Origin of the sequence: Hydrogenophaga intermedia (assembly GCF_000723405.1) — a bacterium.
Taxonomy (GTDB): domain Bacteria; phylum Pseudomonadota; class Gammaproteobacteria; order Burkholderiales; family Burkholderiaceae_C; genus Hydrogenophaga; species Hydrogenophaga intermedia.
The window spans coordinates 1-26982 of record NZ_CCAE010000039.1; the positions used below are offsets into that span (position 1 = coordinate 1).

27 protein-coding genes are annotated in these 26982 nt (G+C 69.5%); 1 reads left to right on the forward strand and 26 read right to left on the reverse strand.

The genetic code is table 11. The features are described from left to right. From BN948_RS18460 to folE, 7 genes are all read right to left on the reverse strand, one after another. The coding region (locus BN948_RS18460) for a hypothetical protein (RefSeq protein WP_202901781.1) at window positions 1-582 on the reverse strand (582 nt) is incomplete at its 3' end. Between the two features lies 1 nt (window position 583). Then, window positions 584-1054, reverse strand: a complete 471-nt coding sequence (locus tag BN948_RS18465) for a DM13 domain-containing protein (protein WP_009520406.1) — start codon at window positions 1052-1054, stop codon at window positions 584-586. 48 nt (window positions 1055-1102) lie between these two features. Next, entirely contained in the window at window positions 1103-1606 is a 504-nt protein-coding gene (locus tag BN948_RS18470) for a 6,7-dimethyl-8-ribityllumazine synthase (RefSeq protein WP_009520407.1), read from the reverse strand. Between the two features lies 1 nt (window position 1607). Further along, window positions 1608-2441, reverse strand: a complete 834-nt coding sequence (locus tag BN948_RS18475) for a DUF429 domain-containing protein (protein WP_009520408.1) — start codon at window positions 2439-2441, stop codon at window positions 1608-1610. A 14-nt stretch (window positions 2442-2455) separates the two neighbouring features. Continuing rightward, window positions 2456-3337 (reverse strand): EamA family transporter, encoded by an 882-nt coding sequence (locus BN948_RS18480; RefSeq protein WP_009520409.1) that lies wholly within the window; start codon window positions 3335-3337, stop codon window positions 2456-2458. A gap of 4 nt (window positions 3338-3341) precedes the next feature. Further along, a complete protein-coding gene (locus tag BN948_RS18485; RefSeq protein ID WP_009520410.1) occupies window positions 3342-3764 on the reverse strand; it encodes a BLUF domain-containing protein in 423 nt (140 codons plus the stop codon). A 25-nt stretch (window positions 3765-3789) separates the two neighbouring features. Further along, the gene (gene folE / locus BN948_RS18490; RefSeq protein WP_009520411.1) at window positions 3790-4518 is read right to left on the reverse strand and encodes a GTP cyclohydrolase I; all 729 of its coding nucleotides are present in this window, start codon (window positions 4516-4518) and stop codon (window positions 3790-3792) included. A gap of 103 nt (window positions 4519-4621) precedes the next feature. Between folE and BN948_RS18495 the strand changes: the two genes are divergently transcribed. Then, entirely contained in the window at window positions 4622-5419 is a 798-nt protein-coding gene (locus BN948_RS18495; protein WP_009520412.1) for a hypothetical protein, read from the forward strand. Window positions 5420-5444: 25 nt separating this feature from the next. Here the strand turns inward: BN948_RS18495 and BN948_RS27075 are convergent, their stop codons facing one another. From BN948_RS27075 to hslV, 19 genes are all read right to left on the reverse strand, one after another. Continuing rightward, complete coding sequence (locus BN948_RS27075) at window positions 5445-5621, reverse strand: hypothetical protein (protein WP_009520413.1); 177 nt, start codon at window positions 5619-5621, stop codon at window positions 5445-5447. 13 nt (window positions 5622-5634) lie between these two features. Beyond that, window positions 5635-6558 carry a UDP-3-O-acyl-N-acetylglucosamine deacetylase gene (lpxC, locus tag BN948_RS18500; RefSeq protein ID WP_035623146.1) on the reverse strand — a complete coding sequence of 308 codons (924 nt, stop codon included), beginning with the start codon at window positions 6556-6558 and terminating at the stop codon, window positions 5635-5637. A 391-nt stretch (window positions 6559-6949) separates the two neighbouring features. Next, complete coding sequence (gene ftsZ / locus BN948_RS18505) at window positions 6950-8164, reverse strand: cell division protein FtsZ (protein WP_009519768.1); 1215 nt, start codon at window positions 8162-8164, stop codon at window positions 6950-6952. A gap of 182 nt (window positions 8165-8346) precedes the next feature. Beyond that, window positions 8347-9576, reverse strand: a complete 1230-nt coding sequence (gene ftsA, locus BN948_RS18510; RefSeq protein ID WP_009519770.1) for a cell division protein FtsA — start codon at window positions 9574-9576, stop codon at window positions 8347-8349. Between the two features lie 13 nt (window positions 9577-9589). Beyond that, window positions 9590-10387: a cell division protein FtsQ/DivIB gene (locus BN948_RS18515; protein ID WP_009519771.1), complete on the reverse strand. Its 798-nt coding sequence runs from the start codon at window positions 10385-10387 to the stop codon at window positions 9590-9592. A 10-nt stretch (window positions 10388-10397) separates the two neighbouring features. Continuing rightward, a complete protein-coding gene (locus tag BN948_RS18520) occupies window positions 10398-11336 on the reverse strand; it encodes a D-alanine--D-alanine ligase (RefSeq protein ID WP_009519773.1) in 939 nt (312 codons plus the stop codon). Further along, window positions 11333-12730: a UDP-N-acetylmuramate--L-alanine ligase gene (gene murC / locus BN948_RS18525; protein ID WP_009519774.1), complete on the reverse strand. Its 1398-nt coding sequence runs from the start codon at window positions 12728-12730 to the stop codon at window positions 11333-11335. Before murC ends, BN948_RS18520 begins: the two co-directional genes overlap by 4 nt. Continuing rightward, a complete protein-coding gene (gene murG / locus BN948_RS18530; protein ID WP_009519775.1) occupies window positions 12727-13806 on the reverse strand; it encodes an undecaprenyldiphospho-muramoylpentapeptide beta-N-acetylglucosaminyltransferase in 1080 nt (359 codons plus the stop codon). The genes murC and murG overlap by 4 nt, the downstream gene beginning before the upstream one ends. Beyond that, a complete protein-coding gene (gene ftsW, locus BN948_RS18535) occupies window positions 13803-15038 on the reverse strand; it encodes a putative lipid II flippase FtsW (protein WP_050980710.1) in 1236 nt (411 codons plus the stop codon). Before ftsW ends, murG begins: the two co-directional genes overlap by 4 nt. A gap of 83 nt (window positions 15039-15121) precedes the next feature. Then, complete coding sequence (gene murD / locus BN948_RS18540; protein ID WP_009519777.1) at window positions 15122-16918, reverse strand: UDP-N-acetylmuramoyl-L-alanine--D-glutamate ligase; 1797 nt, start codon at window positions 16916-16918, stop codon at window positions 15122-15124. Next, a complete protein-coding gene (gene mraY / locus BN948_RS18545) occupies window positions 16915-18093 on the reverse strand; it encodes a phospho-N-acetylmuramoyl-pentapeptide-transferase (protein WP_009519778.1) in 1179 nt (392 codons plus the stop codon). Before mraY ends, murD begins: the two co-directional genes overlap by 4 nt. After that, window positions 18083-19510, reverse strand: a complete 1428-nt coding sequence (locus BN948_RS18550; protein ID WP_009519779.1) for a UDP-N-acetylmuramoyl-tripeptide--D-alanyl-D-alanine ligase — start codon at window positions 19508-19510, stop codon at window positions 18083-18085. The genes mraY and BN948_RS18550 overlap by 11 nt, the downstream gene beginning before the upstream one ends. Next, window positions 19507-21015: a UDP-N-acetylmuramoyl-L-alanyl-D-glutamate--2,6-diaminopimelate ligase gene (locus BN948_RS18555; RefSeq protein WP_009519780.1), complete on the reverse strand. Its 1509-nt coding sequence runs from the start codon at window positions 21013-21015 to the stop codon at window positions 19507-19509. Before BN948_RS18555 ends, BN948_RS18550 begins: the two co-directional genes overlap by 4 nt. Further along, a complete protein-coding gene (locus tag BN948_RS18560; RefSeq protein ID WP_009519781.1) occupies window positions 21015-22751 on the reverse strand; it encodes a peptidoglycan D,D-transpeptidase FtsI family protein in 1737 nt (578 codons plus the stop codon). Before BN948_RS18560 ends, BN948_RS18555 begins: the two co-directional genes overlap by 1 nt. After that, complete coding sequence (gene ftsL, locus BN948_RS18565) at window positions 22748-23059, reverse strand: cell division protein FtsL (RefSeq protein WP_009519782.1); 312 nt, start codon at window positions 23057-23059, stop codon at window positions 22748-22750. Before ftsL ends, BN948_RS18560 begins: the two co-directional genes overlap by 4 nt. Before the next feature lie 85 nt (window positions 23060-23144). Next, window positions 23145-24065, reverse strand: coding sequence for a 16S rRNA (cytosine(1402)-N(4))-methyltransferase RsmH (gene rsmH, locus BN948_RS18570; protein ID WP_009519783.1), 921 nt, complete (start codon window positions 24063-24065; stop codon window positions 23145-23147). Between the two features lie 8 nt (window positions 24066-24073). Beyond that, window positions 24074-24490, reverse strand: coding sequence for a division/cell wall cluster transcriptional repressor MraZ (gene mraZ / locus BN948_RS18575; RefSeq protein ID WP_009519784.1), 417 nt, complete (start codon window positions 24488-24490; stop codon window positions 24074-24076). A 598-nt stretch (window positions 24491-25088) separates the two neighbouring features. After that, window positions 25089-26420, reverse strand: coding sequence for an ATP-dependent protease ATPase subunit HslU (gene hslU / locus BN948_RS18580; protein ID WP_009519075.1), 1332 nt, complete (start codon window positions 26418-26420; stop codon window positions 25089-25091). Window positions 26421-26423: 3 nt separating this feature from the next. Next, window positions 26424-26972, reverse strand: a complete 549-nt coding sequence (hslV, locus tag BN948_RS18585; RefSeq protein WP_009519073.1) for an ATP-dependent protease subunit HslV — start codon at window positions 26970-26972, stop codon at window positions 26424-26426. Between the last annotated feature and the right edge of the window lie 10 nt (window positions 26973-26982).

A 26982-nucleotide genomic window follows, 5' to 3' on the forward strand; every position in this document is an offset into this window, starting at 1 on the left:
TTGCTGGCGGGCTTCATCTTCATGATCTGGCTGGACAGCGCCCTGGCCTGACGCGGGGTGAATCGGCCGCCCCCGGGTGCGCGGCCAAGAAGGCCCGCATGGGGGGGAGGATTCGGTTTCTCGGCGGCGCGGGGCCCGGCCACCGCGCCCGGTGTTCACGCGGCCGGGCCCCGAACGCGGGATGAGCAGCGAGGGCGGAATGGGGTCGAGCCCGAGCTGGCGCCGCAGCTCGGTGCGCAACGCCTCCACCAGCGGCTGGCAATCGGGCGCTTCGCCGCGCTGCAGGGCAGCCAGGCAGGCCGCGGCCAGCTCCACCTGAGGCAGCGAGCCGAACAGCACCAGCTCGGCCAGTGTCTCTTCGATCTGCGGCGTGTGCTCCGCCGTGGCCGGCGTGAATGAACCCGCCAGCGCGCGGTAGGCGGCCACCAGCGACTTCAGTCGCTCGGTCTCCTGCCGGTTCTCGCGCTGGCGGCGTTGCTGCACGCGCTGCATCACCACCACGCGGATGGTGAGCAGCACGATGGCCACGACGAGAGACGTCAACAGGGTGAGCGACAAGGGACCGAGGTTGGAGAACGTCATGTCAGCGGTACCGCGCGGCAGTGATGAACTGCTGGAAGGTCTCGCACCATACGATGACCGTGTTGAAGCCCTGCGGTTCCACGCCGGGTGGCAACTCGACGATGAAGTTCTCGAAGGTTTTCACATCGCCCACGCGTTGCATGCGCGGCTTCAGGCGCGCGAAATCGGCCTCGGTCTCGACGAACTCGGGCGAAAGGTAGAGCTTGTAGTCCGGCCCCGGCGCCAGCCGCCCGCGCAGCGCGATGCGCGTGGCGCCCACGCTCACCTCGCCCTCGCCCCAGTGCAGCGCGTCGCTGTCTTTCAGGTCGCGGCGGAACTGACCGGTGAACAGGGCGCCTTCGCTGGCCCGACCGACCTGCAACGCGTCGGGCGGGGGTGGCGCGATCAGCAGCGGCAGCGTGTAGATGCCGGCGGCGAAGCCCAGGGCCAGCACCAGGCCATGGGACAGCGTGAGCCAGAGGATTCGTTTCATGGCGGCTCCTGTCGGTGGGTACCGTGGGTCGCCGCGGGCGCCGGCTTCTTACCGCCGAGCATCCAGGCCGCGCAGGCCGGCCACGGTGCTCAGCAGGGCCTGCGCGGCTTCGGTGCCCTTGGCGCCGAAGTGCTGCTGCAGGAATTTGCGGTGCTCCACGTGCTCGTGGAAGTGGTGCGGCGCCTGCACCGCGCAGATCACGGGCACGCCGGTCTTCAGTTGAACGTCCATCAGCGCCCGGACCACCGTGTCGGCGACAAAGTCGTGCCGGTACACGCCGCCGTCGACCACCAGCGCGCTGCCCACCACGGCCGCGTAGAGCCCCGACTGCGCCAAGCGCTGCACGTGCAGCGGGATCTCGAAGGCGCCCGCGACGTCGAACACGTCGATGGCATCCGGGCCGAAGCCGGCGCGCGCCATCTCGGCGAAAAAGGCGTCGCGCGAGCGCTGGACGATATCGGCGTGCCAGGAGGCCTCGACGAAGGCGAAGCGCAGCTCACGCGGCAATTGCGGAAGGTGGATGAGGGGGGGTGCTTCGGCCATGAGGCGCATTCTAGGAGCCGACGATCCAGCCCTCGAGCGGGTCGAACGCGGGCAGGCCCCAACGCGCATCGCCCGAGCGGTGGCGCTGCAGCGCCCAGGCGGCCTGCAGCAGGCACAGCACCGCGTCGAGCCGGTCGCCGCTGGCGTCATCGGCCAGGTCGTCGCGCTGCGCGTGCGTGAGTCGCAGGCGCAGGCCCGCGGCCTGCAGCAACGGTGCCTGACCGTTTTCCAGCGCGTTGATGAGGGTCTTGCGCGCGATCAGGCGCTCGCCGGTCTGTTTGCCCTTGTCGTCGCTCTTGTAGGAGGTGGCGCCCAGCACGCTGCGCGCCAGCAGACCCGGGTAGGCCTCCAGCGCCACGCGCTGCGGGTCGCCATCGAGCAGACCGGGCAGGTGCGCGCCGGCGGCGATCAGGCGCGGCACCCCCGCGTGCATCATGAAGGCCACGGGCGGGTTGACCCACTTCATGCTCGGGCTCGACCCAGCCGGGCCATCGGTGGCGCGGTGCGCGAACTTGCCACCCACCGGCCGGGCCTGGCAGAAGGCCGCAAAGGCCTCGCGGATGGCTGCGCGCGGCAAGGCGGCGTAGTGCGCCATGCAGGCGCGCCAGTCCTCGGGCCAGCCCAGGGCCTGCACCAGCTCGCGCGGCAGGCCGAAGGGCAGGTCGAAGCCGCCCACCCAGGGGCCGGGCGCGCGCAAGCGCTCGCCCCAGGCGTCCAGCGACTCGAAGCGCTCGATGGCGTCGAGCACCACGCGGCCCCGCTCCGCGCGGCCCACGGCCAGCACGATGGGTTTGCGCCGGGTGGGGGCGCTGGTGAAGTCGCAGCCGAGCAGCGTGAAGTCCATGCCCGCTCGGCCCTTCAGGCCAGTGCCAGCGCCGCCACGCCCAGGCCGATGCACAGCGCGCCCAGGATGCGCAGGCCACGGTCGCCCTCGCGCAGCAGGTGGCCGCCAATCAGCGCGGCGAACAGCATGGACACCTCGCGCGCGGGCGCCACGTGCGACAGCGGCGCGCGCTGCATGGCGAACAGCACCAGCACGTAGGCCACCGGGCTGAACACCGCCACCAGCAGCGCGTGGCGCCACTGCAGGCGCCACAGCCGCAGCGCCTCGGGGCGGTCGCGCAGCACGCGCGGCGAGAACAGCACCAGCCGCACCAGGTTGCCCATGTAGTCCAGCACGATGGGCGACACCATCAGCACTTTGACGGTGTAGCCGTCGACCACCGAGTAGGCCGCGATGGACAGGCCCGTGAGCGCACCGTAGTAGAGCCCGCGGTGCAGGCGCTCGCGCGCCACCGGGTCGTGCGCCGCGCGCCACAGGCCCGGCCCGCCCGCGATCAGGAACACCCCGCCAACCACCGCCGCGATGCCTGCGGCGCCGAGCGCGCTGATCTGCTCGCCCAGGAACAGCACCGCCACCAACGCCGTGATCAGCGGGCCGCTGCCGCGCGCCAGCGGGTACACCACCGTGAGGTCGGCGCGCCGGTAGCCGCGCAGCAGCGTGGTGAAGTAGAAGACATGGATGACGCCGCTGGCCACCACCAGGGCCCATTCGGCAGCGCCCCAGCGCGGCAATTCGGTGCGCGCGAACCACCAGCCCACGGGCGCCCAGATGACCGCGATCAGCGCCGACGAAAACCAGGCGAAGCGCGTGTCGCCGCCCGCGTGCTTGGCGGCGATGTTCCAGCCCGCGTGGATCAGGCCCGCGAGCAGGACGAGCAGGAAGGCGTCGAGCGACACCCTCTCACGCGCGGCCGATGATGCTGGCCGTGGCCATCAGCTCTTCGAGCAGCGCCAGCGAGACCTCGCCCGACACGGCGTACGGGTCCAGCTCGGGGCGCTCGGAGTACTTGAGCACGATGGAGGCGTTGAGCTTGGCCAGGTTGACCTGGCCCATGGTCCAGCCACCGAAGCGGCGCTCGGTGATCTCCTGGTAGTGCAGCAGCTCCACGTCCTGGTGGCGCGGGTCCGCCACGATCTGGTTGTAGAGCTGGCTGACGGCCCGGCGACCGCCCTCGATGGCCTGCAGGAAGATGCCGCCGCCGTAACACAGCACCCCCGTGATGCCATGGGAAGGGTTGTGCTGACGCGAGGACTCCAGGATGCTGTCGATGGCCTTGGGGTCCTTGTCGACGGCGCGGCTGACATAGAGCAGGCGGACCAGCATGGTGGGCTTCTTTGCGAAAAGTGGATCAGCGGGGAACGAGGGCCAGGAATTCGCGGCGCAGGTTGGCGTCCTTGAGGAACACGCCGCGCATCACCGAGTTGATCATCTTGCTGTTCATGTCCTTCACGCCGCGCCAGGCCATGCAGTAGTGGCTGGCCTCCATCACGATGGCCAGCCCGTCGGGCTGCGTCTTTTCCTGGATCAGGTCGGCCAGCTGGATCACAGCCTCTTCCTGGATCTGCGGGCGCCCCATGATCCACTCGGCCAGGCGCGCGTACTTGGACAGGCCGATCACGTTGGTGTGCTCGTTGGGCATGACGCCGATCCACAGCTTGCCGATGACCGGGCAGAAGTGGTGGCTGCAGGCGCTGCGCACGGTGATCGGGCCCACGATCATGAGCTCGTTGAGGTGCTCGGCGTTGGGGAATTCGGTGACCGCGGGGCCCTTGACGTAGCGGCCCGCGAAGACCTCCTTGAGGTACATCTTGGCCACGCGGCGCGCGGTGTTGCCGGTGTTGTGGTCGCTGTCGGTGTCGATCACCATCGACTCAAGCACGCCCTGCATCTTCTCGGTGACTTCGTCGAGCAACTTCTCGAGTTCGCCGGGCTGGATGAACTCGGCGATGTTGTCGTTGGAGTGGAAGCGCTGGCGCGCGGCCTTCAGGCGTTCGCGGATCTTGACGGACACGGGCACGCCTTCGTCGCCGGAAGGCGGCGTGGCCGGGGTCTGGTCAGGGTCGGTCTTCATGAGCATCGGGCATGCTAACACCGGCGCGCATTCCCCCCGGGCGTATGGCCTTGCGCGCCGGAGCAGGATTGGCCCCGCGTGGCGCGGGCCACCGCTTCTGGAGCACCCCATGACCCATTGGCGAAATTGCAGCCGGCGGTGGCTGTCGGGCCTCGTTCTGACGGGCGCTCTCGCCGCTCTCGCGGGCTGCATCAACGACGCCTTCGACCCCTGGCTCGGGCCGCGCCGGCCCCGGGAAGGCACCGAACGCTACCTGTCCACCCGCCCCGACGTCAGCGAATCCGACAAGTACAACTTCCTGCAGCGGCAGCCCATCGCGCCCGAGCTGCTCGCCGATCTGGCCCAGTCGCCCTCGCGGGACACGCGCGCCTACGTGGCCATGAATCCGGCTACCCCGGCCGACACACTCGTCGCCCTGGCGGCCGACCCCGACATCGGCGTGCGCCAGTACACCGCCCCCCACCCCGGCCTGCCCCGGGCCGCACTGCTGCGCCTGTTCGCAGACCCGAGCGCGCTGGTGCGCGACGCCGCCGTGGCCTCACCGGTCTGGCAGGCCGAGGAGCTGTGGACGCTGTATCGGCAGGGGCATGCCGGCGACGCCATTGCGGGCAACCCCAATGCGCCCGCGGCGCTGCTGATGGCGATCGCGCGCAGCGGCCGGGGGTCGTCGCTGCTGGGCTACCAACTGGCGCGCAGCCCGCAGATCACGCCGGAGATCGAGGCCTTCGTGCTGGCCAGCGGATCCGGCACGGACAAGCTGACGCTGCTGAACAATCCCCGCCTGTCCTGCCCCACGCTGCTGGACCTGGCCAAAGACCCGGAGCCCCACATCGCGCAACGCGCACGGGAAACCGCCGAGGAGCGCGACAGCGCGGGGCGGCGGTGCCGGGTGAAGGGCCGGCCCTGAGAAAGCGTCGTCGGGGCCGGCGCGCTCAGAGCAGCCGCTCGAGCGCCAACACCGCGAAGAACCCCAGGGCCGCGATCACCGTCCACTTGAGGATCACCAGGCCCCATTGGCGGTAGCGCGCCTGGCCGGTGCCGATGTAGAAGGCGAAACACACGCCCGCTGCGATCAGCAGCAGCAGGACGGTCCAGCGGAACAGCAGCATGCGATGACCCGGCTCACCAGGCCGGCGCGACCTGGGCGAAGCCCTGCGGGGCCTCGCGCTCGTTGTCGAAGCTCACGATCTGGTAGGACTGTGGCCGCTCCAGCAGCGCGCGCAGGAGCTGGTTGTTCATGGCGTGCCCGCTGCGGAAAGCGCTGTACGCAGCCAGCAGCGGCTTGCCCACGATGTGCAGGTCGCCCATGGCGTCGAGGATCTTGTGCTTGGCGAACTCGTCGCCGTAGCGCAGGCCGTCGGCGTTGAGCACCTTCACGTCGTCCATGACGATGGCGTTGTCCAACCCGCCGCCCAGCGCCAGACCATGCGAGCGCATCATCTCCACGTCCTTCGTGAAGCCGAAAGTGCGGGCGCGCGCGATCTCGCGCGCGTAGTTGCCGCTGCCGAGGTCGAACTCCACGCGCTGACCGGAGGCGTTCACGGCCGGGTGGTCGAACTCGATCTCGAAGCTGAGCTTGTAGCCGTGGTACGGGTCGAGCCGCGCCCACTTGAGGCTGCGGCCCTCGCCCTCGCGCACCTCGACGGGCTCAATGACGCGGATGAAGCGCTTGGGCGCGTTCTGCGCCACGATGCCGGCGCTTTGCAGCAGGTAGACGAAGGAGGCGGACGATCCGTCGAGGATGGGCACCTCTTCGGCGGTGATGTCGATGAGCAGGTTGTCCAGCCCCAGGCCGGCACAGGCGCTCATGAGGTGCTCGATGGTGTGCACCTTGGCGCCACCATTGGAGATGGTGGAAGCCAGGCGCGTGTCGCTGACAGCGAGGGCGTTGACGGGGATGTCCACGGGCTCGGGCAGGTCGACGCGCCGGAACACGATGCCGGTGTCGGGGGCGGCGGGGCGCAGCGTCAACTCAACGCGCTGACCGCTGTGCAGGCCGACGCCGACCGCCTTGGTCAGGGATTTGAGGGTGCGTTGCGCGAGCATCCTCGGATTGTAGTTTTCACGGCCCCAAAGCATGGTTGCAAATGGCGATGGCCTTGATAGGTTTGGGTTCTCGAAGCGTCTTTCTCCGGAGGGGTCGGTCATCGGCGCTCGGGTGTCCGGCTCCGCGACTGTCCCCCGGAGCGGATCGCTGGCGCGCTCCGCTCCTCCTCCTTTATGTCGCTACGCCGGACACCCGATCACCGACGACCTCGTTGGCACTCGGTCTGTTGGTGCGCCCAGGTGCCTGTTGCTCGCGGACGCTGGGTGCCCTGCGTAGCGAAATAAAGGGGGAGGACGGCGCAGCCGTCCGGAGGACATTCGCGGAGCAGGGCACCCAGTGGCCGCGAGCCCGCGAGGTGCAGGCTCGCTACCGCCACGAACGCAGACAACCTCAATCCGCCTGCTTACGAAGGAAAGCAGGAATCTCGAAGTCGTCCATGCCACCCGAAGCCAGCGCGTCCACCTTGGCCGCCGCCTGCGTGCGGTTGGTGCGCCACACGCTGGGCACCGCCATGTGCTGGTAGTCTGGCTGGGCCGAGCCCGCGCCCGGGCCGCCCACGGCCTGGTTCACGGTGGGCACGTTGAACGGCACGTCGTCCGTGCCGGTGCGCAGCACCTGCAGCGGCGGCTGGCGACGCTGCTGGCCCTGGCGCGACAGACCCGTCGCCACCACGGTCACGCGCATCTCGTCGCCCAGGCTGTCGTCGTAGGCCGCGCCGTAGATCACGTGCGACTCGGCCGAGGCGTAGGCGCGGATGGTGTTCATCGCCAGCTTCGACTCGGCCAGCTTCAGCGAGCCCTTGGCCGCCGTCACCAGCACCAGCACGCCCTTGGCGCCCGACAGGTCGATGCCCTCCAGCAGCGGGCAGGCCACGGCCTGCTCGGCGGCGATGCGCGCACGGTCGGGGCCGGCCGCGGTCGCGGTGCCCATCATGGCCTTGCCTGGCTCGCCCATCACCGTGCGCACGTCTTCGAAGTCGACGTTCACGTTGCCGTACTCGTTGATGATCTCGGCGATGCCGCCCACGGCGTTCTTCAGCACGTCGTTGGCGTGCGCGAAGGCCTCGTCCTGGGTGATGTCGTCACCCAGCACCTCCAGCAGCTTCTCGTTGAGCACCACGATCAGCGAGTCCACGTTGGCCTCGAGCTCGGCCAGGCCCTGGTCGGCGTTGACCATGCGGCGCCCGCCCTCCCAGTCGAAGGGCTTGGTGACCACGCCCACGGTGAGGATGCCCATCTCCTTGGCCACGCGCGCGATCACGGGCGCCGCGCCGGTGCCGGTGCCGCCGCCCATGCCGGCGGTGATGAACAGCATGTGCGCGCCTTCGATGGCCTCGCGGATGCTGTCCACCGCGCCCTCGGCCGCCTCGCGGCCTTTCTCGGGTTTGCTGCCCGCGCCCAGACCGGTGATGCCGAGCTGGATCGTCTTGTGCGACGCGCTGCGCGCCAGGGCCTGCGCGTCGGTGTTGGCGCAGATGAACTCCACGCCCTGGACCTGGCGGGCGATCATGTGCTCGACGGCGTTGCCGCCGCCACCGCCCACGCCGATGACCTTGATTTGCGTGCCCAGGTTGAATTCTTCAACTTCGATCATTTCGATGCTCATTGGGTGCTCCTTTGCAGTTGCCAGTTTTGTTTGATGCTTTGAATGCGAAAACGGAAATCGGGAAAACGGTTCGGGTCATCCGGGAGGCCCGGTGTGTTCGTCACACCGTCCTCGTCGTCGGCGCCGCCCCGGCGGCCGCCACTGGGGCGGGCCGTGCGTGCTGAGGGGGATCGTCGCTGCCATCAGAACGTTCCCATGAACCAGCTTTTCACGCGCTCCAGCGTGCCCGAGACGGAGCCCGCCTTCTGCGCCACCTTGTGTCCGCGCACACGGGCCAGGCGCGCCTCTTCAAGCAGGCCCATCACCGTGGCCGCGCGCGTCTGCGCCACCATGTCGGACAGCGCGCTGTGGTAGTTGGGCACACCGCGCCTCACGGGCTTGAGGAAGATGTCCTCGCCGAGTTCCACCATGCCGGGCATGACCGCGCTGCCGCCGGTGAGCACGATGCCGCTGGAGAGCATTTCCTCGTGCCCGCTGTCGCGCAGCACCTGCTGCACGAGCGAAAAGATTTCTTCCACGCGCGGCTCGATCACGCCGGCCAGGGCCTGCTTGCCCAGCAGGCGCGGGCCGCGATCACCCAGGCCGGGCACTTCCACCTGCGTGTCGGGGTCGGCCAGCAGTTGCTTGGCGCAGCCGCTCTCCACCTTGATGTCCTCGGCGTCCTTGGTGGGCGTGCGCAGCGCCATGGCGATGTCGCTGGTGATGAGGTCACCCGCGATCGGGATCACCGCGGTGTGGCGAATCGCGCCGCCCGAGAAGATGGCCACGTCGGTGGTGCCGGCGCCGATGTCGACCAGGGCCACGCCCAGTTCCTTCTCGTCGTCGGTGAGGATGGCCTGGCTGCTGGCCAGCGGGTTGAGCATGAGCTGATCGACCTCCAGCCCGCAGCGGCGCACGCACTTGATGATGTTCTCGGCCGCGCTCTGCGCGCCGGTGACGATGTGCACCTTCGCCTCCAGGCGGATGCCGCTCATGCCGATCGGCTCCTTGACCTCCTGGCCGTCGATCACGAACTCCTGCGGCTCCACCAGCAGCAGGCGCTGGTCGGTGGAGATGTTGATGGCCTTGGCGGTCTCGATCACGCGCGCCACGTCGGTGGCGCTGACCTCGCGGTCCTTGATGGCCACCATGCCGCTGCTGTTGATGCCGCGGATGTGGCTGCCGGTGATGCCGGTGTAGACGCGCGCGATGCGGCAGTCGGCCATCAGCTCGGCCTCTTTCAGGGCCTGCTGGATGCTCTGCACCGTCGCGTCGATGTTGACCACCACGCCACGCTTCAAGCCATGGCTCGCGGCCACGCCGAGTCCGGCGAGCTTGAGCGTGCCGCCGGGCTGCACCTCGGCCACCACCACCATGATCTTGGCGGTGCCGATGTCGAGTCCGACGACGAGGTCCTTGTATTCCTTGGGCATGATGGTGCGGGCGTTACCGGTTCGAAGGTTTGTTGGGTGTGGCTTGGTCGTTGGTGGTGGTCACGCCGCGCACGCGCAGCGCGTAGCCATTGGGGTAGCGCAGGTCCACGGTCTGCAGCGCACCCGCATAGCGCTCGGTGATCTGCGGCAATGTGCCGACGAAGCGTTGCACGCGGGCCTGCAGTTCCTCGGGGGTGCCGCGGCCGAGCTCGATGACCGCGCCGCTGTGCAGGCGAGCGCGCCAGCCGCCGCGCTCGCCCAGCTCCAGACGTTCCAGGCCGAGCTCGAGCCGCGCGAACTGCGCCTGCAGCGCCTGGTGCAGCGCCAGCACGTCGGCCGCGCGGCCGTCGGGGCCGGCCAGTTCGGGCAGGCCGTCCACGTCGTCGGGGCTGGCCTCGAACACCTCGCCGTGCGAGTTCACGAGTTCGCCGGAGCCTTGCTCGCCCCACCAGGCCACGGCGTCGTGTTCCTGCAGGGTCACGCGCAGGCGGTTGGGAAACTCGCGCTGCACCACCGCGCGGCGCACCCAGGGCACCTGCTCGAACATCTGGCGCACCTGCTCCAGGTCCACGGTGAGGAAGCTGGACGACAGGCGCGAGCGCATCTGAGTGGCGAGCTGGGCGCGCAGGCCCACGGCGTTCTGGTGCGCCACGTCGCCGTGCACGCTGATGCCCTTGACCGTCCAGGCCGGATGGCGCACGGCCCAGGTGCCCAGCGCGCCGAGCGCGAGCAGCGCGAACACGCCCAGCAGAAGCTGGGTGGCCAGGGCCATCAGCTTCACGTCCAGGGGCATGTCGGTCGTCGTGGGCATGGTGAACGGTTCAGGCGTTGTCCAGACTGGCCGTGGCCAGCAGTTGCACGCACAGGTCCTCGTAGGAGATGCCGGCCGCGCGCGCCGACATCGGCACCAGCGAGTGGCCGGTCATGCCGGGCGAGGTGTTGATTTCCAGCAGCCAGGGCTTGCGCGTGGCGGCGTCGATCATCACGTCGGCGCGCGCCCAGCCGCGGCAGTCCAGGGTGCGGAAGGCCTTGAGCACGAGCGCCTGGATGGCGGCCTCTTCGCCTTCGGGCAGGCCGCAGGGCACCAGGTACTGCGTGTCGTCGGTGAAGTACTTGTTCTGGTAGTCGTAGTTGCCCTCGGGCGCCACGATGCGGATGACCGGCATGGCGCGGGCCGATTCGCCCGTGCCCAGCACCGGGCAGGTGACCTCGTCGCCGGCGATGAATTGCTCGCACATCACCATCGGGTCCTGCTTCGCGGCCAGGGCATAGGCGGCCTCGCATTGATCGGCACCCATCACCTTGGTGAGGCCGATGGTGGAGCCTTCGCGCACGGGCTTGACGATCATGGGCGAGCCCAGGGCCTCGAAGGCGGCGCGCGTGTCGGCCGCGCTGCGCACCTGGCGCCAGGCCGGCGTGGCCAGGCCCTCGGCCAGCCAGATGCGCTTGGTCATGAGCTTGTCCATGGCCACGGCCGAGGCCATCACGCCCGGGCCGGTGTAGGGAATGCCCAACAGCTCCAGTGCGCCCTGCACCGTGCCGTCTTCACCGAAACGGCCGTGCAGCGCGATGAAGCAGCGCGCGAAGCCCTCGCGCTTGAGTTCGCCCATCTCACGCTCGGCCGGGTCGAAGGCGTGCGCGTCCACGCCTTTCGATTGCAGCGCCTTGAGCACGCCGGTGCCCGACATGAGCGAGACCTCGCGCTCCGCGGAGCGCCCGCCCATCAGCACGGCCACCTTGCCGAATTCCATCGTCGTCATTTCGCCAACTCCATGATTCGTCCCGCCACCGCGCCCACCGTGCCGGCACCCATGCACAGCACCACGTCGCCGTCGCGCGCGTTGTCCAGCACGGCCTTCGGCATGTCGGCCACGTCGTCCACGAACACCGGCTCGAGCTTGCCCGCCACGCGCAGCGCGCGGGCCAGCGACCGGCCGTCGGCCGCGACGATGGGCGCCTCACCGGCCGCGTAGACCTCGGCCAGCAACACGGCATCGGCCTGGCCGATGACTTTCACGAAGTCCTCGAAGCAGTCGCGTGTGCGGGTGTAGCGGTGCGGCTGGAAGGCCAGCACCAGGCGGCGGCCGGGGAAGGCGCCGCGCGCGGCGGCGATCGTGGCGGCCATCTCCACCGGGTGGTGGCCGTAGTCGTCCACCACGGTGATGTGCCCGCCGCCGGTCAACGCGGCCTCGCCATAGCGCTGGAAGCGGCGGCCCACGCCCTTGAAGCCCGCCAGCGCCTTGAGCACGGCCTCGTCGGGCACGCCCAGTTCCACCGCGATGCCGATGGCGGCGAGCGAGTTGAGCACGTTGTGCTGGCCCGGCAGGTTGAGCACCACGTCCAGGTCGGGCAGGGCCACGCCATTGCGGCGCTGCACCGTGAAATGCATCTGCCCGCCCACGGCGCGCACATTCAGCGCGCGCACCTGGGCGTCCTCGCTCAGGCCGTAGCTGGTGATGGGGCGCGCGATCTGCGGCAGGATTTCGCGAATCGCGGGGTCGTCCACACAGACCACGGCGGCGCCGTAGAACGGCATCTTGTGCAGGAAGTCCACGAAGGCGCCCTTGAGGCGGCCGAAGTCGTGGCCATAGGTGTCCATGTGGTCCGCGTCGATGTTGGTGACGACCGAGATCACGGGCAGCAGGTTGAGGAAGGAGGCGTCGGACTCGTCGGCCTCGACCACGATGTACTCGCCGCTGCCCAGGGCCGCGTTGGCGCCCGCGCTGTTCAGGCGGCCACCGATGACGAAGGTCGGGTCCAGGCCGGCCTCGGCGAACACGCTGGCCACCAGGCTGGTGGTGGTGGTCTTGCCGTGGGTGCCGGCAATGGCCACGCCCTTCTTCATGCGCATGAGCTCGGCCAGCATCACCGCGCGCGGTACCACGGGCACCAGCTTCGCGTGTGCGGCCACCACCTCGGGGTTGTCGGCCTTGACCGCGGTGGACGTGACGATGGCGTCGGCCCCCTCGATGTGCTTCGCCTCGTGCCCGATGCAGACCTTGGCGCCCAGCGATTCCAGGCGGCGCGTGGCCGCGGATTCACCCAGGTCGCTGCCGGAGATGGTGAAGCCCTGGTTGAGCAGCACCTCGGCGATGCCGCTCATGCCCGCGCCGCCGATGCCGACGAAGTGGATGTGACGGATGGCGTGCTTCATTCGGTTCTGACTTTCGCGAGTTCGACGCAGGCACCCACCACGGCCTCGGTGGCGCCGGTCTTGGCCACGGCGCGCGCCTTCTCGGCCATGGTCTGCAGTTGCGCGCGGTCCAACCCCTGCAGCAACAGCGCAAGCTTCTCCGGGGTGAGCCCGGCCTGCGCCTCCAGCCAGGCCGCGCCGGCCTCGACCAGGAAGCGCGCGTTGTGGGTCTGGTGGTCGTCCACCGCGGCGGGGAACGGCACCAGGAGCGAGGCAGCGCCCACGGCGGCGAGTTCGGTCACCGTGCTCGCGCCCGCGCGGCCGATGACCAGATCGGCCTCGGCGTAGGCGCTGGCGGTGTCCTCGATGAACGGGGTGAGTTCGGCCACTACGCCGGCCTGGGCGTAGTTGGCGCGCAGCTCGTCGATCTGCTTCTCGCCACTCTGGTGCAGCACCAGGGGACGGCGGTCTTCAGGGATGCGTGCCAGCGCCTGCGGCACCACGCGGTTGAGCGCCTGTGCGCCCAGGCTGCCGCCCACCACCAGCAGGCGCAACGGCCCCGTGCGGCCGGCAAAACGCTCGGCCGGCGCGGGCTGGTTCAGAAAGGCCGCGCGCATCGGGTTGCCCACCCACTCGGCCTTGGACAGCGCGTTCGGAAAGGCGTTGAAGCGGCGGTCGGCCACCTCGGCCAGCACCTTGTTCGCCAGGCCGGCGACGGAGTTCTGCTCGTGCAGCACCAGGGGCTTGCCCAGCAGCACGCCCATCATCCCGCCCGGGAAGGTGATGTAGCCACCCAGGCCCACCAGCACATCGGGCTTCACGCGGCGCACCACCTGCAGGCTTTGCCAGAAAGCGCGCAGCAGGTTCAACGGCAGCAGCAGCTTGGTGACGAGCCCCTTGCCGCGCAGGCCACCGAAGTCGATGGCTTCGAGCGGGAAGCCGCGCGGCGGCACGAGCCGGCTTTCCATGCTGCCCGGCGCGCCCAGCCAGTGCACGCGCCAACCGCGCGCGCGCAGCGCCTCGGCCACGGCCAGGCCCGGGAAGATGTGGCCGCCGGTGCCGCCGGCCATGACGAGGGCGCAGGGTTCCCTTGTCATGATCGACCGCCTTTCATCATCTGCCGGTTCTCGAAGTCCACGCGCAGCACGATGGCCAAGGCGATCAGGTTCAACAGGATCGCCGAGCCGCCGTAGCTCATGAAGGGCAGCGTGAGGCCCTTGGTGGGCAGCGCGCCCAGGTTCACGCCGATGTTGATGAAGGCCTGGAAGCCCATCCACAAACCCACGCCCTGCGCCACCAGACCGGAAAAGACCTGATCGAGCGCGATGGCCTGGCGGCCGATGTGCATGATGCGCCGCGTCATCCACAGAAACAGCGCGATCAGTACCAGCACGCCGAGCAGGCCGAACTCCTCGCCGATGACGGCGAGCAGGAAGTCGGTGTGCGCCTCGGGCAGCCAGTTGAGTTTTTCGACGCTGCCGCCCAGGCCCACGCCGAAGATCTCGCCGCGGCCGAAGGCGATGAGCGCGTGCGAGAGCTGGTAGCCCTTGCCCAGCGCGTGCTCGGCGCTCCACGGGTCGAGGTAGGCGAAGATGCGCTCGCGGCGCCAGTCACTGGCCATGATCATCATGGCGAAAGCGCCCACCACCACCAGCGCGATGAGGAAGAACATCCGCGCGTTGACGCCGCCCAGGAACAGGATGCCCATGGCGATGACCACGATCACCATGAAGGCGCCCATGTCGGGCTGGGCCAGCAGCAGCATGCCCACCACCAGCAGCGCCACGGCCATGGGCCACACGGCCTGCCAGAAGTTCTGCTTGATCTCCATCTTGCGGACCATGTAGCTGGCCGCGTAGAGCAACACCGCCAGCTTGCCGAGTTCGGACGGCTGGAAGTTCATGACGCCCAGCGAGATCCACCGGTGCGCGCCGTTGACGCCCTTGCCGATGCCCAGCACCGCCACCATGAGCAGCAGCGCCAGCGCGAACAGCCAGGGCGCAAGCTGCTCCCAGCGCCGCATCGGCACCTGGAAGGCCAGCAGCGCGGCGACGAAGGCGATGGCCATGGACAGGCCGTGGCGCAGCACGAAGTGCGTGTGCGCGTAGTTCTCGAAGCGCGGGTTGTCGGGCAGCGCGATGGAGGCCGAATAGACCATCACCAGGCCCCAGGCCATCAGCGCGAACACCACCCACAGCAGCGGCTGGTCGAAGCCGGTGACGTGCACGGACGCGCCGCGCTGGCGGCCGTAGCTGCGGCTGGACAGCCGCACGGGGATGCCGTCGCCGCCGGCGCCCACCAGCGCGCCAGCGGCCCAGGCGGGCAGCATGCCCTGCAGCCACTCGCGCAGGCGGGTGCCCAGACGGGCCATCAGGCCCGGGCCCTGGGTGGGTTGTGTGGCCTTGCGTTTGCTCACAGGCCGCCCTCCAGGCTCATGCCGCGCGCCTCGGCGAGTTCCCGCACGGCGGCGACGAAGACCTCGGCCCGCTGCACGTAGTTGCGGAACTGGTCCAGGCTGGCGCAGGCCGGCGACATCAGCACGGCGTCGCCCGATTGCGCGAGTTCGGCGGCCAGCGGCACGGCGGCCGTGAGTTCGCCTGCGTCGTGCATCGGCACGCCGGCGCCGCGCAGCGCCTCTTCCACGGCGGCGCGCAGCAGCGGCGCGTCGCGGCCGATGAAGACGACGGCGCGCGCGTGGCGGGCCAGCGGCGCGGCCAGCGGCGTGAAGTCCTGGCCCTTGCCGTCGCCGCCCAGGATCACCACCAGCCGACGCTCGGCACCCAGGCCGTTGACGGCCGCCAGCGCGGCGCCCACGTTGGTGCCCTTGCTGTCGTCGAAGTATTCGACCCCGTCCACGATGGCCACGGGCTCGACGCGGTGCGGCTCGCCGCGGTACTCGCGCAGGCCGTGCAGCATGGGCGCCAGCGGCGCGCCGGTGGACGTGGCCAGCGCCAGCGCGGCCAGTGCGTTGGCGGCGTTGTGGCGGCCGCGGATGCGCAGGGCCTCGGCCGGCATCAGGCGCTGGAAGTAAACGTCTTCGTCCTCTTGCGCGCGACCTTTCGCGCGCGTCTCATCCAGCGCCAGCGCCCGCACCAGCCAGGTCATGCCGTTGACGGTTTCCAGGCCCCAGTCGCCCGCGCGGGTGGGCGCGTCCAGGCCGAACGTGCACCATTCGCGCGCCGGCACCTGGCGGTTGCGGTTGCCGATCTTGACCGTGATCAGGCCGGGCTTCATGGCCATCACGCGTTCGTCGTCGCGGTTGAGCACCATGAGCGCCTTCGCGCCGAACACGGCGGCCTTGGCGTGGGTGTAGGCGTCCATGCCGCCATGCCAGTCGAGGTGGTCTTCGCTGAGGTTGAGCAGCGTGGACGCGGTGGGCACGTCGGCCCACGCGCCCTGCGCGGTGCCGTCGAGCTGGAAGCTGGAGAGTTCGAGTACCCACACGCGCGGCAGGTGCGGCGGCTGGGGCGCTTCGGGTGGTGGCGGAGCGATGAGCGCGGGGCCTTCCTCTTCCGCCTCGACCGGCTCAAGCGTCGGCGCGGGCTCGCCAGGCGCGTCGTCGAACAGCGGCTCGGTGTCAGGCTCGGGTTCGGCAAGGGGCGATGGTGCGACGGCGGTCTGCGCCTCGGCGGCGGCCCTGGCCTCGGCCTCGGCCGCTTCAGCCGCTTCGCGCTCGTCATCCGCCGCCTGCGCGATCGCCTCGGCGTGCAGCGCGGCGGCCAGCACGTCCAGCAGGGCCGGGCCGATGTTGCCCGCGACCGCGACGGACCAGCCCGCGCGGTCGAGCAACTGGCCCGCGAGCGAGGTGACGGTGGTCTTGCCGTTGGTGCCGGTGACGGCCAGCACCTTGGGCTTGTACGCGAAGCGCTCGCGCTGCGACAGCGCCTGCAAGGCCTGGGCGAACAGGTCGAGCTCGGTCAACACCGGCACGCCGCGCTCGCGCGCGAACGCGAACACGCCCTGCAACTCGGCCGGCATCAGGCCGGGGCTGCGCGCGATCAGCGCCCAAGGCTCGCGGGCCAGCAGTGCTTCGTCGAAGGCGCCACTGACGAACACCGCATCGGGGCATTCGCCCTGCAGGGCCAGCAGTTGCGGCGGGGCCTCGCGCGTATCGGCCACGGTCACGCGCGCGCCTTCGCGCGCGCACCAGCGCGCCATCGACAGGCCGGAGGCGCCGAGACCGAGGATGAGGACGGGCTGGTCTTTCATCGCAGCTTCAGCGTGGAGAGACCGACGAGGCACAGCAGCATGGTGATGATCCAGAAGCGCACCACCACCTGCGTTTCCTTCCAGCCCTTCTTCTCGAAGTGGTGGTGCAGCGGCGCCATCTGAAACAGGCGGCGGCCCTCGCCGAAACGCTTCTTGGTGTACTTGAAGTACGTCACCTGCAGCATCACCGACAGCGCCTCGACCACGAAGATGCCGCCCATGATGGCGAGCAGGATCTCCTGGCGCACGATGACGGCGATGGTGCCGAGCGCGCCGCCGAGCGCGAGCGCGCCCACGTCACCCATGAACACCTGCGCCGGGTGCGTGTTAAACCACAGGAAGGCCAGGCCCGCGCCCGCCATGGCGGCGCAGAAGATGAGCAACTCGCCCGCGCCGGGGATGTGCGGCAGCAGCAGGTAGCGCGCAAACACCGCGTTGCCCGTGACGTAGGCAAAGATGCCCAGGGCCGAGCCCACCATCACCACCGGCATGATGGCCAGGCCATCGAGCCCGTCGGTGAGGTTGACCGCGTTGCTTGCGCCCACGATGACGAGGTAGGTGAGGATGACGAAGCCAGCCACACCCAGCGGGTAGCTCACTTCCTTGAAGAAGGGCACGATGAAGCCCGACTGCGGCGGCAGGTCGAGCGTGAAGCCCGAGCCGACCCAGTCGATGAAGAGTTCGAGCACGCGCGCGTTGCTGGTCTCGGAGACGGCGAACACCAGGTAGAAAGCCGCGACCAGGCCGATCAGCGATTGCCAGAAGTACTTCTCGCGCGATCGCATGCCCTCGGGATTCTTGTGCACCACCTTGCGCCAGTCGTCGGCCCAGCCGATGGCGCCGAAACCCAGGGTGACGATGAGCACGATCCAGACGAAGCGGTTGCTCCAGTTGAACCACAGCAGCGTGGACAGCGCGATGGCGAAGAGGATCAGCACACCGCCCATGGTGGGCGTGCCGCCCTTGCTCAGGTGCGTCTGCATCGCGTATTCGCGGATCGGCTGGCCGATCTTGAGCGCGGCCAGCCGGCGGATGAACCAGGGGCCCGCCACCAGGCCGACCACCAGCGCCGTCATCGCGGCCATGACGGCGCGGAACGTGAGGTACTGGAACACTCGCAGGAAACCCAGGTCAGGCGAGAGGCCTTGCAGCCAAAGGGCAATGCTAGGCAGCATGAGACGAATCCTTGTCGTTGACGGCCTGAGTCGGGTCGAGCGCGCGAACCGCCCGCACCACGCGCTCCATGCGCATGAAGCGCGAGCCCTTCACGAGCACGCTGGCGACCACGCCGGTGGCCAGCTCGGCGGCGACGTCGGTGGCCAGCGCCTCCACCTCGGGCACGCAGCGCGGCGCGGGCTCGTTGGCCGCGCGCATGGCCTCGGCGGCTTCGCACATGGCCGTGCCACTCACGCGCACCTCGTCGATGCCGCGCGCGTAGGCGTGGCGCAGCACCTCCAGGTGGAAGGCCAGGCCCTGGTCGCCCACCTCGCCCATGTCACCCAGCACCAGCAGGTGCGGGCCGGGCAACGCGGCCAGCACGTCGATGGCGGCGCGCACGGAGTCGGGGTTGGCGTTGTAGGTGTCGTCGATCAGCGTGACCACGCGGGCGTCGACCCGCACCGTGATCGCGCGCGAGCGCCCACCCACGGGCTCGAAGGCGTTCAGGCCCGCCACGATGGCGTCGAGCGGCACGTCGGCGGCCACCGCGCAGGCCACGGCCGCCAGCGCGTTGCGCACGTTGTGGCGGCCGGCGATGCGCAGTTGCACCTGACCCTCGCCCAGGGGCGAGGCGAAGTGCAGCGCCCAGGCGTTGTCCTGCCACTCGGCGGCGAGGGCACGCACGGCGGCTTGCGGATCGGTGTCGCTGAAGGTGATCGTGCGGCGCGCGCCGGCCAGGGCCTGCCAGATGCGGGTGTGCACGTCGTCGCTGGGGAACACGGCCACGCCCTCGGCGCCCAGCGCGGTGATGACGGTGCCGTTCTCTCGCGCCACGGCCTCCACCGAGCTCATGAACTCCTGGTGCTCGCGCTGGGCGTTGTTGACCAGGGCCACGGTGGGTGCGGCGATGGCGGCGAGCTGGGCGATCTCGCCCGGGTGGTTCATGCCCAGCTCCACCACCGAACAACGGTGCGCGGCGTTCAGCCGCAGCAACGTGAGCGGCACGCCGATGTCGTTGTTGAAGTTGCCCTGCGTGGCGTGAGCGGCCTCGCTCGCGTGGGCGCGCAGGATACTCGCGACCATCTGGGTGACCGTGGTCTTGCCGTTGCTGCCGGTCACGGCGATCAAGGGCAGCGTGAACTGCGCGCGCCAGGCCTGCGCGAGCTGCAGCAGCGCGGCACGCGTGTCGGGCACCTCCACGCCGGGCAGGCCGGCCTCGGCCAGGCCGCGCTGCGCGAGCGCGGCCACGGCACCGGTGGCGGCCGCCTGCGGCAGGAACTCGTGCGCGTCGAAACGCTCGCCCTTGAGTGCGACGAACAGATCGCCCGCGCGCAGGCTGCGGGTGTCGGAATGCACGCGCTCGATGGGCGCGGCGATGCGGCCGACGGCGCGCGCGCCGGGCAGCGTGGGCAGGAGTTCGGCCAGGGTCTTCATGCGGATTCCTTGCGCAGCGCCAGCGCGCGCCGCGCGTGTTCGATGTCGGAGAACGGCAACTTCACGCCGCGAACCTCCTGGTAGTCCTCGTGCCCTTTGCCGGCGATGAGCACCACGTCGGCGGGCGCAGCCTCGCGCACGGCCAGGGCGATGGCCTCGGCGCGGTCGGCCACGGTGCGCGCGGCGTCGGCGCGGCTGAGGCCGCGCGCCATCTGCGACAGGATCGCCATCGGGTCTTCGCTGCGCGGGTTGTCGCTGGTGAGCACGGCGTGGTGGGCCTCGCGCTCGGCCACGGCGGCCATCAGCGGTCGCTTGCCCGGGTCGCGGTCACCGCCGCAACCGATGAGCACCCACAAGGCACCGCCGCGCCGCGCGGCCAGAAGCTGCAGCGCCTGCAGGGCCTTCTCCAGCGCGTCGGGCGTGTGGGCGTAGTCCACCAGCACCAGCGGGGCGCCGGGCGCGTCTGCCTGCGCCTGCTGCATGCGGCCGGGCACGGGCGTGAGCGCGGCGCAGGCCTGCGTGGCGGCGGCGAAGGGCACGCCCAGCGCGCGCGCCGTGGCCAGCACACCCAGCAGGTTGTGCACGTTGTAGCGGCCCACCAGCGGCAGGCTCAGCGTCTGGCGCTGGCGTTCCTGGCCGCGTTCGTCGCGCTCCACAAGTTCGAAGGCCAGGCCCGCGAGCGTGGTGGTGACGCCCCGCGCCTCGAGCCGCGCCTCGCGATCGATGGCAAGGGACCACAGGTCGAGCCCGCGACCTTGCAGGCGCGCGAGCAGGCCCGCGCCGTGCGGATCGTCAACATTGACCACCGCGGCCTTGAGGCCGGGCCAGTCGAACAGGCGCTGCTTGGCGGCCCAGTAAGCATCCATGCTGCCGTGGTAATCCAGGTGGTCCTGCGTGAAGTTGGTGAACACGGCCACGGCCACGCGTGTGCCGTTCAGGCGGCCTTCCTCCAGGCCGATCGACGAGGCCTCGATGGCGCAGGCGCGCAGGCCCTGTTCGACGAAAGCGCGCAGCCCGTGCTGCAACATCACGGGGTCGGGCGTGGTCAGGCCCGTGACCTGCAGACCGTCGCCCGGGCTGCCCATGCCCAAGGTGCCCACCACCGCCGCCGGGCGGTTGCAGGCCGCCAGCAGTTGCGCCGCCCACCAGGCGCTGGAGGTCTTGCCGTTGGTGCCGGTGATGGCGATGACATCGAGCGCGCCGCTGGGCTCATGGCACCAGGCGCTGGCGATGGGGCCGGCCTGGGCCTTGAGGCCGGGCACCGCCAACACACGCGGGTCGTGGCGGAAGTCGTAGGCCTCCAGGCCGTCGCGCTCGACCACGGCCGCGCTGGCGCCGGTGCGAAGCGCATCGACCACGAAGCGGCGGCCATCCGTGGCCGCGCCGGGCCAGGCCACGAAGCCGTCGCCCTCGCGCACGCGGCGGCTGTCGCACACCAGCGCGCCGGTGACGCTGGCGCGCAGCCACTGCGCCACGGCCTCGGGGTGGACGAGCGTCTGCACCATCAGAACGCCTCCTCCACCGGCTCGGTGGTGACGATCTGCGGCTTGACGTTCATGTCCGGCTGCACGCCGAGGATGCGCAGGGTTTCCTGCACCGTCTCGCTGAACACGGGCGCGGCGACCACGCCGCCGTAGAACTTGCCGTCGGTGGGCTCGTCGATCATCACCGCGACGATGATGCGCGGCTGCTCGATCGGCGCCATGCCGACGAAGAAGCCCCGGTACTTGCCTTCGGCGTAGCCATTGCCTTCCTGCTTGCGCGCGGTGCCGGTCTTGCCGCCCACCGAGTAGCCCATGGTCTGCGCGCGCGTGGCGCTGCCGCCGGGCTGCGCGGCCATGGCCAGCATGTCGCGCACGGCGCGCGCGTTGCGCTCGCTGAACACGCGCACGCCCTGCGCGGGCGTATCGCTCTTGAGCAGGGTCAGCGGAATGAGTTCGCCGTCGCGCGCGAAGATGGTGTAGGCCTGTGCGAGCTGGTAGATCGAGACGGACAGGCCATAGCCGTAGCTCATGGTGGCCTGTTCGATGGGGCGCCAGGTCTTGTAGGGCCGCAGCCGGCCGGCCACGGCGCCGGGGAACGGCACCTGCGGCTTCTGACCGAAACCGACCTGCGCGTACATCTCCCACATCTCGCGCGGGCTCATCTGCATGGCCATCTTGACCGTGCCTACGTTGCTGGACTTCTGGATCACCTCGGCCACCGTCAACACGTCCTTGGGGTGCGTGTCGCGGATGGTGGAGCCGCCGATGGTGATGCGACCGGGCGCCGTCTGTATGAGCGTGGTCGGCTTGACCAAACCCTTGTCGAGCGCGAGCGCGGCGATGAAGGGCTTCATCGTCGAGCCGGGCTCGAAGGTGTCGGTGAGCACGCGGTTGCGCAACTGCTCGCCACTGAGGTTGCGGCGCTGGTTCGGGTCGTAGCTGGGGTAGTTGGCCAGGGCCAGCACCTCACCGGTGGTGGTGTCGATGACGATCACGCTGCCGGCCTTCGCCTTGTGCTGCAGCACGGCCTGGCGCAGCTTCTGCCAGGCGAAGTACTGCACCTTGCTGTCGATGGACAGGGCAAGGTCGGGGCCGTCCACGGGCGGCACCACGTCCTGCACGTCCTCGACGACGCGTCCCAGGCGGTCCTTGATCACGCGGCGCGAGCCGGCCTTGCCCGCGAGTTCCTGGTTGAACGCCAACTCCACGCCCTCCTGGCCGCGGTCTTCCACGTTGGTGAAGCCCACCACGTGCGCCGTGGCCTCGCCCTCGGGGTAGCGGCGCTTGTACTCGCGGCGCTGGTAAATGCCCTTGATGTCCAGCGCGGCGATCTTCTGCGCGATGGGTTCGTCCACCTGTCGCTTGACCCAGACGAAGGTCTTGTCGTTGTCGGCCAGGCGCTTGCGCAGTTCGGCCAGCGGCATGTCGAGCAGCTTCGCCAGCTCGCGCATCTTCGGGTGGTTCTTTTCCACGTCCTCGGGGATGGCCCAGATGCTCTGAGCCACCACGCTGGAGGCGAGGATCAGGCCGTTGCGGTCGAGCACGCGGCCGCGGTTGGCGGGCAGTTCGAGGTTGCGAGCGAAGCGCACCTCGCCCTGACGCTTGAAGAAATCATTGCCGATGACCTGCACGTAGGCGGCGCGCCCCGCCAGCCCAGCAAAGGCCAGCGCCAGGCCGGCGACGATGAACTTGCTGCGCCAGACGGGCGTCTTGCTGGCCAGCAGCGGGCTGGAGGCGTAGTTGATGCTGCGGCTCATCGCGCGCCCTCCCCTTCGGCCTGCGGCGCGGGTGCCGGCGCGGTGGCGCGGCCGCTCACGTACTGCGTGATACCGGGCGTGACCTGGCGCATTTGCAAGTGCCGCGTGGCGAGCTGCTGCACCCGCGCGGGTGCGGCCTGCGCGCGGCGCTGTACCGCCAGTTGCTCGTGATCGGCATCGAGCTGCTTGGCCTGCGACTGCGCGCGGTAGAGCGCGGAGTACAGGCGGCGCGACTCGTACTGGGTGTGCACCAGGTAGAAGGCACTGGCCAGCACAGCCAGCAACAGCACGAGGTTCAAACGAATCATGACAAGGCCCCCACGCTGGCCACTGCGTGTGCTGCGCTGCCCCCCGAGGGGGCGCGAGCTTGCTTGGGGCGGCCCGGCGCAGCGCTCATGCCACCCCCGTTCGTGTGGCCACGCGCATGACGGCGCTGCGCGCGCGCGGGTTGCCTTGCACCTCGGCGTCGGAGGGCATCACGCGGCGCACGTCGGCCAGGCGCGTGGGCGCGGGCTCGGCGAAGGGTGCACGGCGGTCGACCACGGTGCGCGAGTGGCGCGCCATGAACTGCTTGACCGGGCGGTCTTCCAGGGAGTGGAAGCTGATGACCACGAGGCGACCTTGGGGCTTGAGCAGGTGCAGGCTGGCCTCTAGCGCCTGTTGCAACTCTTCAAGCTCGGCGTTGATGAAAATCCGAAGAGCCTGAAATGTGCGCGTTGCAGGGTCCTTGCCCGGCTCGCGGGTTTTGACCGCGCCAGCCACGATTTCGGCCAGCTCGCCGGTGGTTCGAACAGGGCCCCGTTCCTGTCGGCGACGATCAATCGCCTTTGCAATCTGTGCAGCAAACCGTTCTTCGCCATAGTCACGGATGACCTCCGTCAGGGTGGGGATGGGCACCGTCTCCAGCCACTGGGCAACGCTCTGGCCACGCGTGGTGTCCATGCGCATGTCCAGCGGACCGTCGTGGCGAAAAGAAAAACCCCGCGCGGGGTCGTCGATCTGTGGAGAGCTCACGCCAAGGTCCATGAGCAGGCCGTCGGCACTGGCCGGGGGCAAGTCGGCGATGGCCGCGAAGCCGCTGTGGTGCACCGTCACGCGCGCGTCCTGCGCGGCGAGCTGGCGCGCCACCTCGATGGCCTGGGGATCCTTGTCGAAGACGGTCAGCCGCCCCTGGGGCGACAGCCTCTGCAGGATGGCGCGGCTGTGCCCGCCGCGGCCGAAGGTGGCATCGACGTAGTGGCCGTCCGGGTTGATCGACAGCGCCTGCACGGCTTCGGTCAACAGGACGGTCAGATGGCTCCATGTCGTCTCCACCGCCACCCTTAGAAGGAAAAGTCCTTGAACACGTCGGGCATCTCGGCCTTCATGGCCTCGGCCTCTTGCGAGGCATACACCTGGGCGTCCCAGAGTTCAAGGTAGGCCCCCATGCCGAGCAGCACGACGTCCTTGCTGATGCCGGCGCCGGCACGCAACTCCGGCGAGACGAGGACGCGGCCGGTGCCATCGACCTCGACGTCCATGGCATTGCCGAGGAAGATGCGCTTCCACCACTGGGCCTGCATGGGCAGGTTGGCGATGCGGCCACGGAATTCCTCCCAGGCCTCGCGGGGGAAGACCATGAGGCAGCCGTGGGGGTGTTTGGTGATCGTGAGGGAGCCGCCCAGGGCGTCGCGGTGCCGGGTCGGCACGGAGAGCCGCCCCTTGGCATCGAGACTGAGCGAAGACGCGCCCTGGAACACCGCTTTTGACCCTCGGATGGCAGATGCCACCACTTAATTGCACTAAATCCCACTGTAGCAGGAAAACACTCCCGCGCCAGGGGTTGAGTACACATTTTTTCAATGAAATCAACCACTTAGAGCTGATTTCGAGGGAGCTTGGACGCCAAAAAGCACATAAAAAGCAAGCACTTACAACAGGCAGTGCAAGTGAAGCTTCAAAACGGAAACGCCCGGGGGACGTTCCACGGGCGTTTCACGAGGCGACGGGCGGTGGGGGTGTTGGCTTGGCTTTCTCCGGGGGCTCCGGTCATCGGCGCTCGGGTGTCCGGCTCCGCGACTGTCCCCCGGAGCGGATCGCTGGCGCGCTCCGCTCCTCCTCCTTTATGTCGCTACGCCGGACACCCGATCACCGACGACCTCGTGGGCACTCGTCGCATGCGTACTCGACCGCTACTTCAGCTCGCGGGTGTGGGGTGCTCCACGCAGCGGCATAAAGGAGGAGGACCGGGCTGCAAGCCCGGTCCGGGGGACAGCCGCGGAGTGGAGCACCCCGCGACCGCGAGCGTGCGCGAGGTGCCACGAGCACAACCTGCCGAGCACAGACCCGCCCAAACGCTCAGAGGATGTACCGCGACAGATCCTCGTCCTTGCTCAGCGCCCCCAGGCGTTCCTGAACGAAAGCCGCGTCGATCTTCACCGTCTGCCCTTGCAGCTTCGCCGCATCGAAGCTCACTTCGTCCAGCAAGTGCTCCATCACCGTCGACAGGCGCCGCGCCCCGATGTTCTCCGTGCGCTCATTCACCTCACACGCGATCTGCGCAAGTTGGCGAATGCCTTCGGGCGTGAACTCCAGCGTCACCCCCTCCGTCTGCAGCAGCGCCTGGTACTGCCGCACCAGCGAGGCGTGCGTCTGCGTCAGGATCGCCTCGAAGTCGTCCACCGACAGCGACTGCAACTCCACGCGGATGGGAAAACGCCCCTGCAGCTCGGGAATCAGGTCGCTCGGCTTGGACAGGTGAAACGCCCCGCTGGCAATGAAGAGGATGTGGTCCGTCTTGATCGGCCCGTACTTGGTCGACACCGTGGTGCCCTCCACCAGCGGCAGCAGGTCGCGTTGCACGCCCTGGCGCGACACCTCGGCCGTGCCGCCCGTGTCGCTGCGCGAGGTCACCTTGTCGATCTCGTCGATGAACACGATGCCGTTCTGCTCCGCGTTGTGCAGCGCGCGGGTCTTGATCTCGTCCTCGTTGACCAGCTTGGCCGCTTCCTCGTCGATGAGCAGCTTCATGGCCTCGGCGATGCGCAGCTTGCGCACCTGCTTGCGGCCGGCGCCGAACTGGCCGAACAGGCCCTTGAGTTGCTCGGCCATCTCCTCCATGCCGGCCGGGCCCATGATTTCCATCGTGGGGCGCGGCTCGGCCAGCTCGATCTCGATCTCGCGGTCGTCGAGTTCACCTTCACGCAACTTCTTGCGGAACGCCTGGCGCGTGCTGTTGTCGGGCGTGGTCTGGGGCTCGAAGCCCACCGCGCGTGGCGGCGGGATCAGCGTGTCGAGGATGCGCTCCTCGGCCGCGTCTTCGGCGCGGGTGCGCTGCTTGCGCATCTCGCTCTCGCGGGTCTGCTTGATGGCGATGTCGGCCAGGTCGCGCACGATGCTGTCGACGTCCTTGCCGACGTAGCCCACCTCGGTGAACTTGGTGGCCTCGACCTTGATGAAGGGCGCGTCGGCCAGCTTGGCCAGCCGGCGCGCGATCTCGGTCTTGCCCACGCCCGTGGGGCCGATCATGAGGATGTTCTTGGGCGTGATCTCAGGGCGCAGCTTCTCGTCGACGAGCTGGCGGCGCCAGCGGTTGCGCAGGGCGATGGCCACGGCGCGCTTGGCGCCCTTCTGGCCGATGATGAAGCGGTCGAGCTCGGAGACGATCTCTTGCGGTGTCATGGAGGACATGGCTCAGTCCAGCGTCTCGATGGTGTGGTTCATGTTGGTGTAGATGCACAGCTCGCCCGCGATCGCAAGCGACTGGCGCACCACGTCTTCCGCGCTGAGCTGGGTGTGGTCGACCAGGGCCTTGGCCGCGGCCTGCGCGTAGGCGCCGCCCGAGCCGATGGCCACGATGCCGTGCTCGGGTTCGAGCACGTCGCCATTGCCGGTGATCACGAGCGCGGCGGTGCGGTCGGCCACGGCCAGCATGGCCTCCAGGCGGCGCAGCACGCGGTCGGTGCGCCAGTCGCGCGTGAGTTCGATGGCGGCGCGCGCCAGGTGGCCCTGGTGTTTCTCCAGCTTGGCTTCGAAGCGCTCGAACAGAGTGAAGGCGTCGGCCGTGGCGCCGGCGAAGCCGGCGAGCACGCGGTCGTTGTAGAGCTTGCGCACCTTGCGGGCGGTGCCCTTGATCACGATGTTTCCGAGCGTGACCTGGCCGTCGCCGCCGATGGCGACCTGCACGCCCTGCGGGGTTTCCCGGCGGACGCAGACGATGGTGGTGCCGTGAAAGGATTCCATGGGGTCTGAT

What these genes read in the sequence shown, in the direction of transcription:
- BN948_RS18515 (WP_009519771.1), bottom strand. Translation starts at nt 10,387, where the DNA reads ATGCCCACGACGACCGACATGCCCCTGGACGTGAAGCTGATGGCCCTG.
- BN948_RS18495 (WP_009520412.1), top strand. Translation starts at nt 4,622, where the DNA reads ATGACCCATTGGCGAAATTGCAGCCGGCGGTGGCTGTCGGGCCTCGTT.
- folE (WP_009520411.1), bottom strand. Translation starts at nt 4,518, where the DNA reads ATGCTCATGAAGACCGACCCTGACCAGACCCCGGCCACGCCGCCTTCC.
- BN948_RS18555 (WP_009519780.1), bottom strand. Translation starts at nt 21,015, where the DNA reads ATGGTGCAGACGCTCGTCCACCCCGAGGCCGTGGCGCAGTGGCTGCGC.
- ftsL (WP_009519782.1), bottom strand. Translation starts at nt 23,059, where the DNA reads ATGATTCGTTTGAACCTCGTGCTGTTGCTGGCTGTGCTGGCCAGTGCC.
- BN948_RS18550 (WP_009519779.1), bottom strand. Translation starts at nt 19,510, where the DNA reads ATGAAGACCCTGGCCGAACTCCTGCCCACGCTGCCCGGCGCGCGCGCC.
- mraY (WP_009519778.1), bottom strand. Translation starts at nt 18,093, where the DNA reads ATGCTGCCTAGCATTGCCCTTTGGCTGCAAGGCCTCTCGCCTGACCTG.
- BN948_RS18470 (WP_009520407.1), bottom strand. Translation starts at nt 1,606, where the DNA reads ATGCGCCTCATGGCCGAAGCACCCCCCCTCATCCACCTTCCGCAATTG.
- BN948_RS18465 (WP_009520406.1), bottom strand. Translation starts at nt 1,054, where the DNA reads ATGAAACGAATCCTCTGGCTCACGCTGTCCCATGGCCTGGTGCTGGCC.
- murC (WP_009519774.1), bottom strand. Translation starts at nt 12,730, where the DNA reads ATGAAGCACGCCATCCGTCACATCCACTTCGTCGGCATCGGCGGCGCG.
- ftsA (WP_009519770.1), bottom strand. Translation starts at nt 9,576, where the DNA reads ATGCCCAAGGAATACAAGGACCTCGTCGTCGGACTCGACATCGGCACC.
- lpxC (WP_035623146.1), bottom strand. Translation starts at nt 6,558, where the DNA reads ATGCTCGCGCAACGCACCCTCAAATCCCTGACCAAGGCGGTCGGCGTC.
- BN948_RS27075 (WP_009520413.1), bottom strand. Translation starts at nt 5,621, where the DNA reads ATGCTGCTGTTCCGCTGGACCGTCCTGCTGCTGCTGATCGCAGCGGGC.
- ftsW (WP_050980710.1), bottom strand. Translation starts at nt 15,038, where the DNA reads ATGCTGCCCGCCTGGGCCGCTGGCGCGCTGGTGGGCGCCGGCGGCGAC.
- hslU (WP_009519075.1), bottom strand. Translation starts at nt 26,420, where the DNA reads ATGTCCTCCATGACACCGCAAGAGATCGTCTCCGAGCTCGACCGCTTC.
- BN948_RS18560 (WP_009519781.1), bottom strand. Translation starts at nt 22,751, where the DNA reads ATGAGCCGCAGCATCAACTACGCCTCCAGCCCGCTGCTGGCCAGCAAG.
- murG (WP_009519775.1), bottom strand. Translation starts at nt 13,806, where the DNA reads ATGACAAGGGAACCCTGCGCCCTCGTCATGGCCGGCGGCACCGGCGGC.
- BN948_RS18520 (WP_009519773.1), bottom strand. Translation starts at nt 11,336, where the DNA reads ATGACGACGATGGAATTCGGCAAGGTGGCCGTGCTGATGGGCGGGCGC.
- BN948_RS18475 (WP_009520408.1), bottom strand. Translation starts at nt 2,441, where the DNA reads ATGGACTTCACGCTGCTCGGCTGCGACTTCACCAGCGCCCCCACCCGG.
- hslV (WP_009519073.1), bottom strand. Translation starts at nt 26,972, where the DNA reads ATGGAATCCTTTCACGGCACCACCATCGTCTGCGTCCGCCGGGAAACC.
- BN948_RS18485 (WP_009520410.1), bottom strand. Translation starts at nt 3,764, where the DNA reads ATGCTGGTCCGCCTGCTCTATGTCAGCCGCGCCGTCGACAAGGACCCC.
- ftsZ (WP_009519768.1), bottom strand. Translation starts at nt 8,164, where the DNA reads ATGAGCATCGAAATGATCGAAGTTGAAGAATTCAACCTGGGCACGCAA.
- murD (WP_009519777.1), bottom strand. Translation starts at nt 16,918, where the DNA reads ATGAAAGACCAGCCCGTCCTCATCCTCGGTCTCGGCGCCTCCGGCCTG.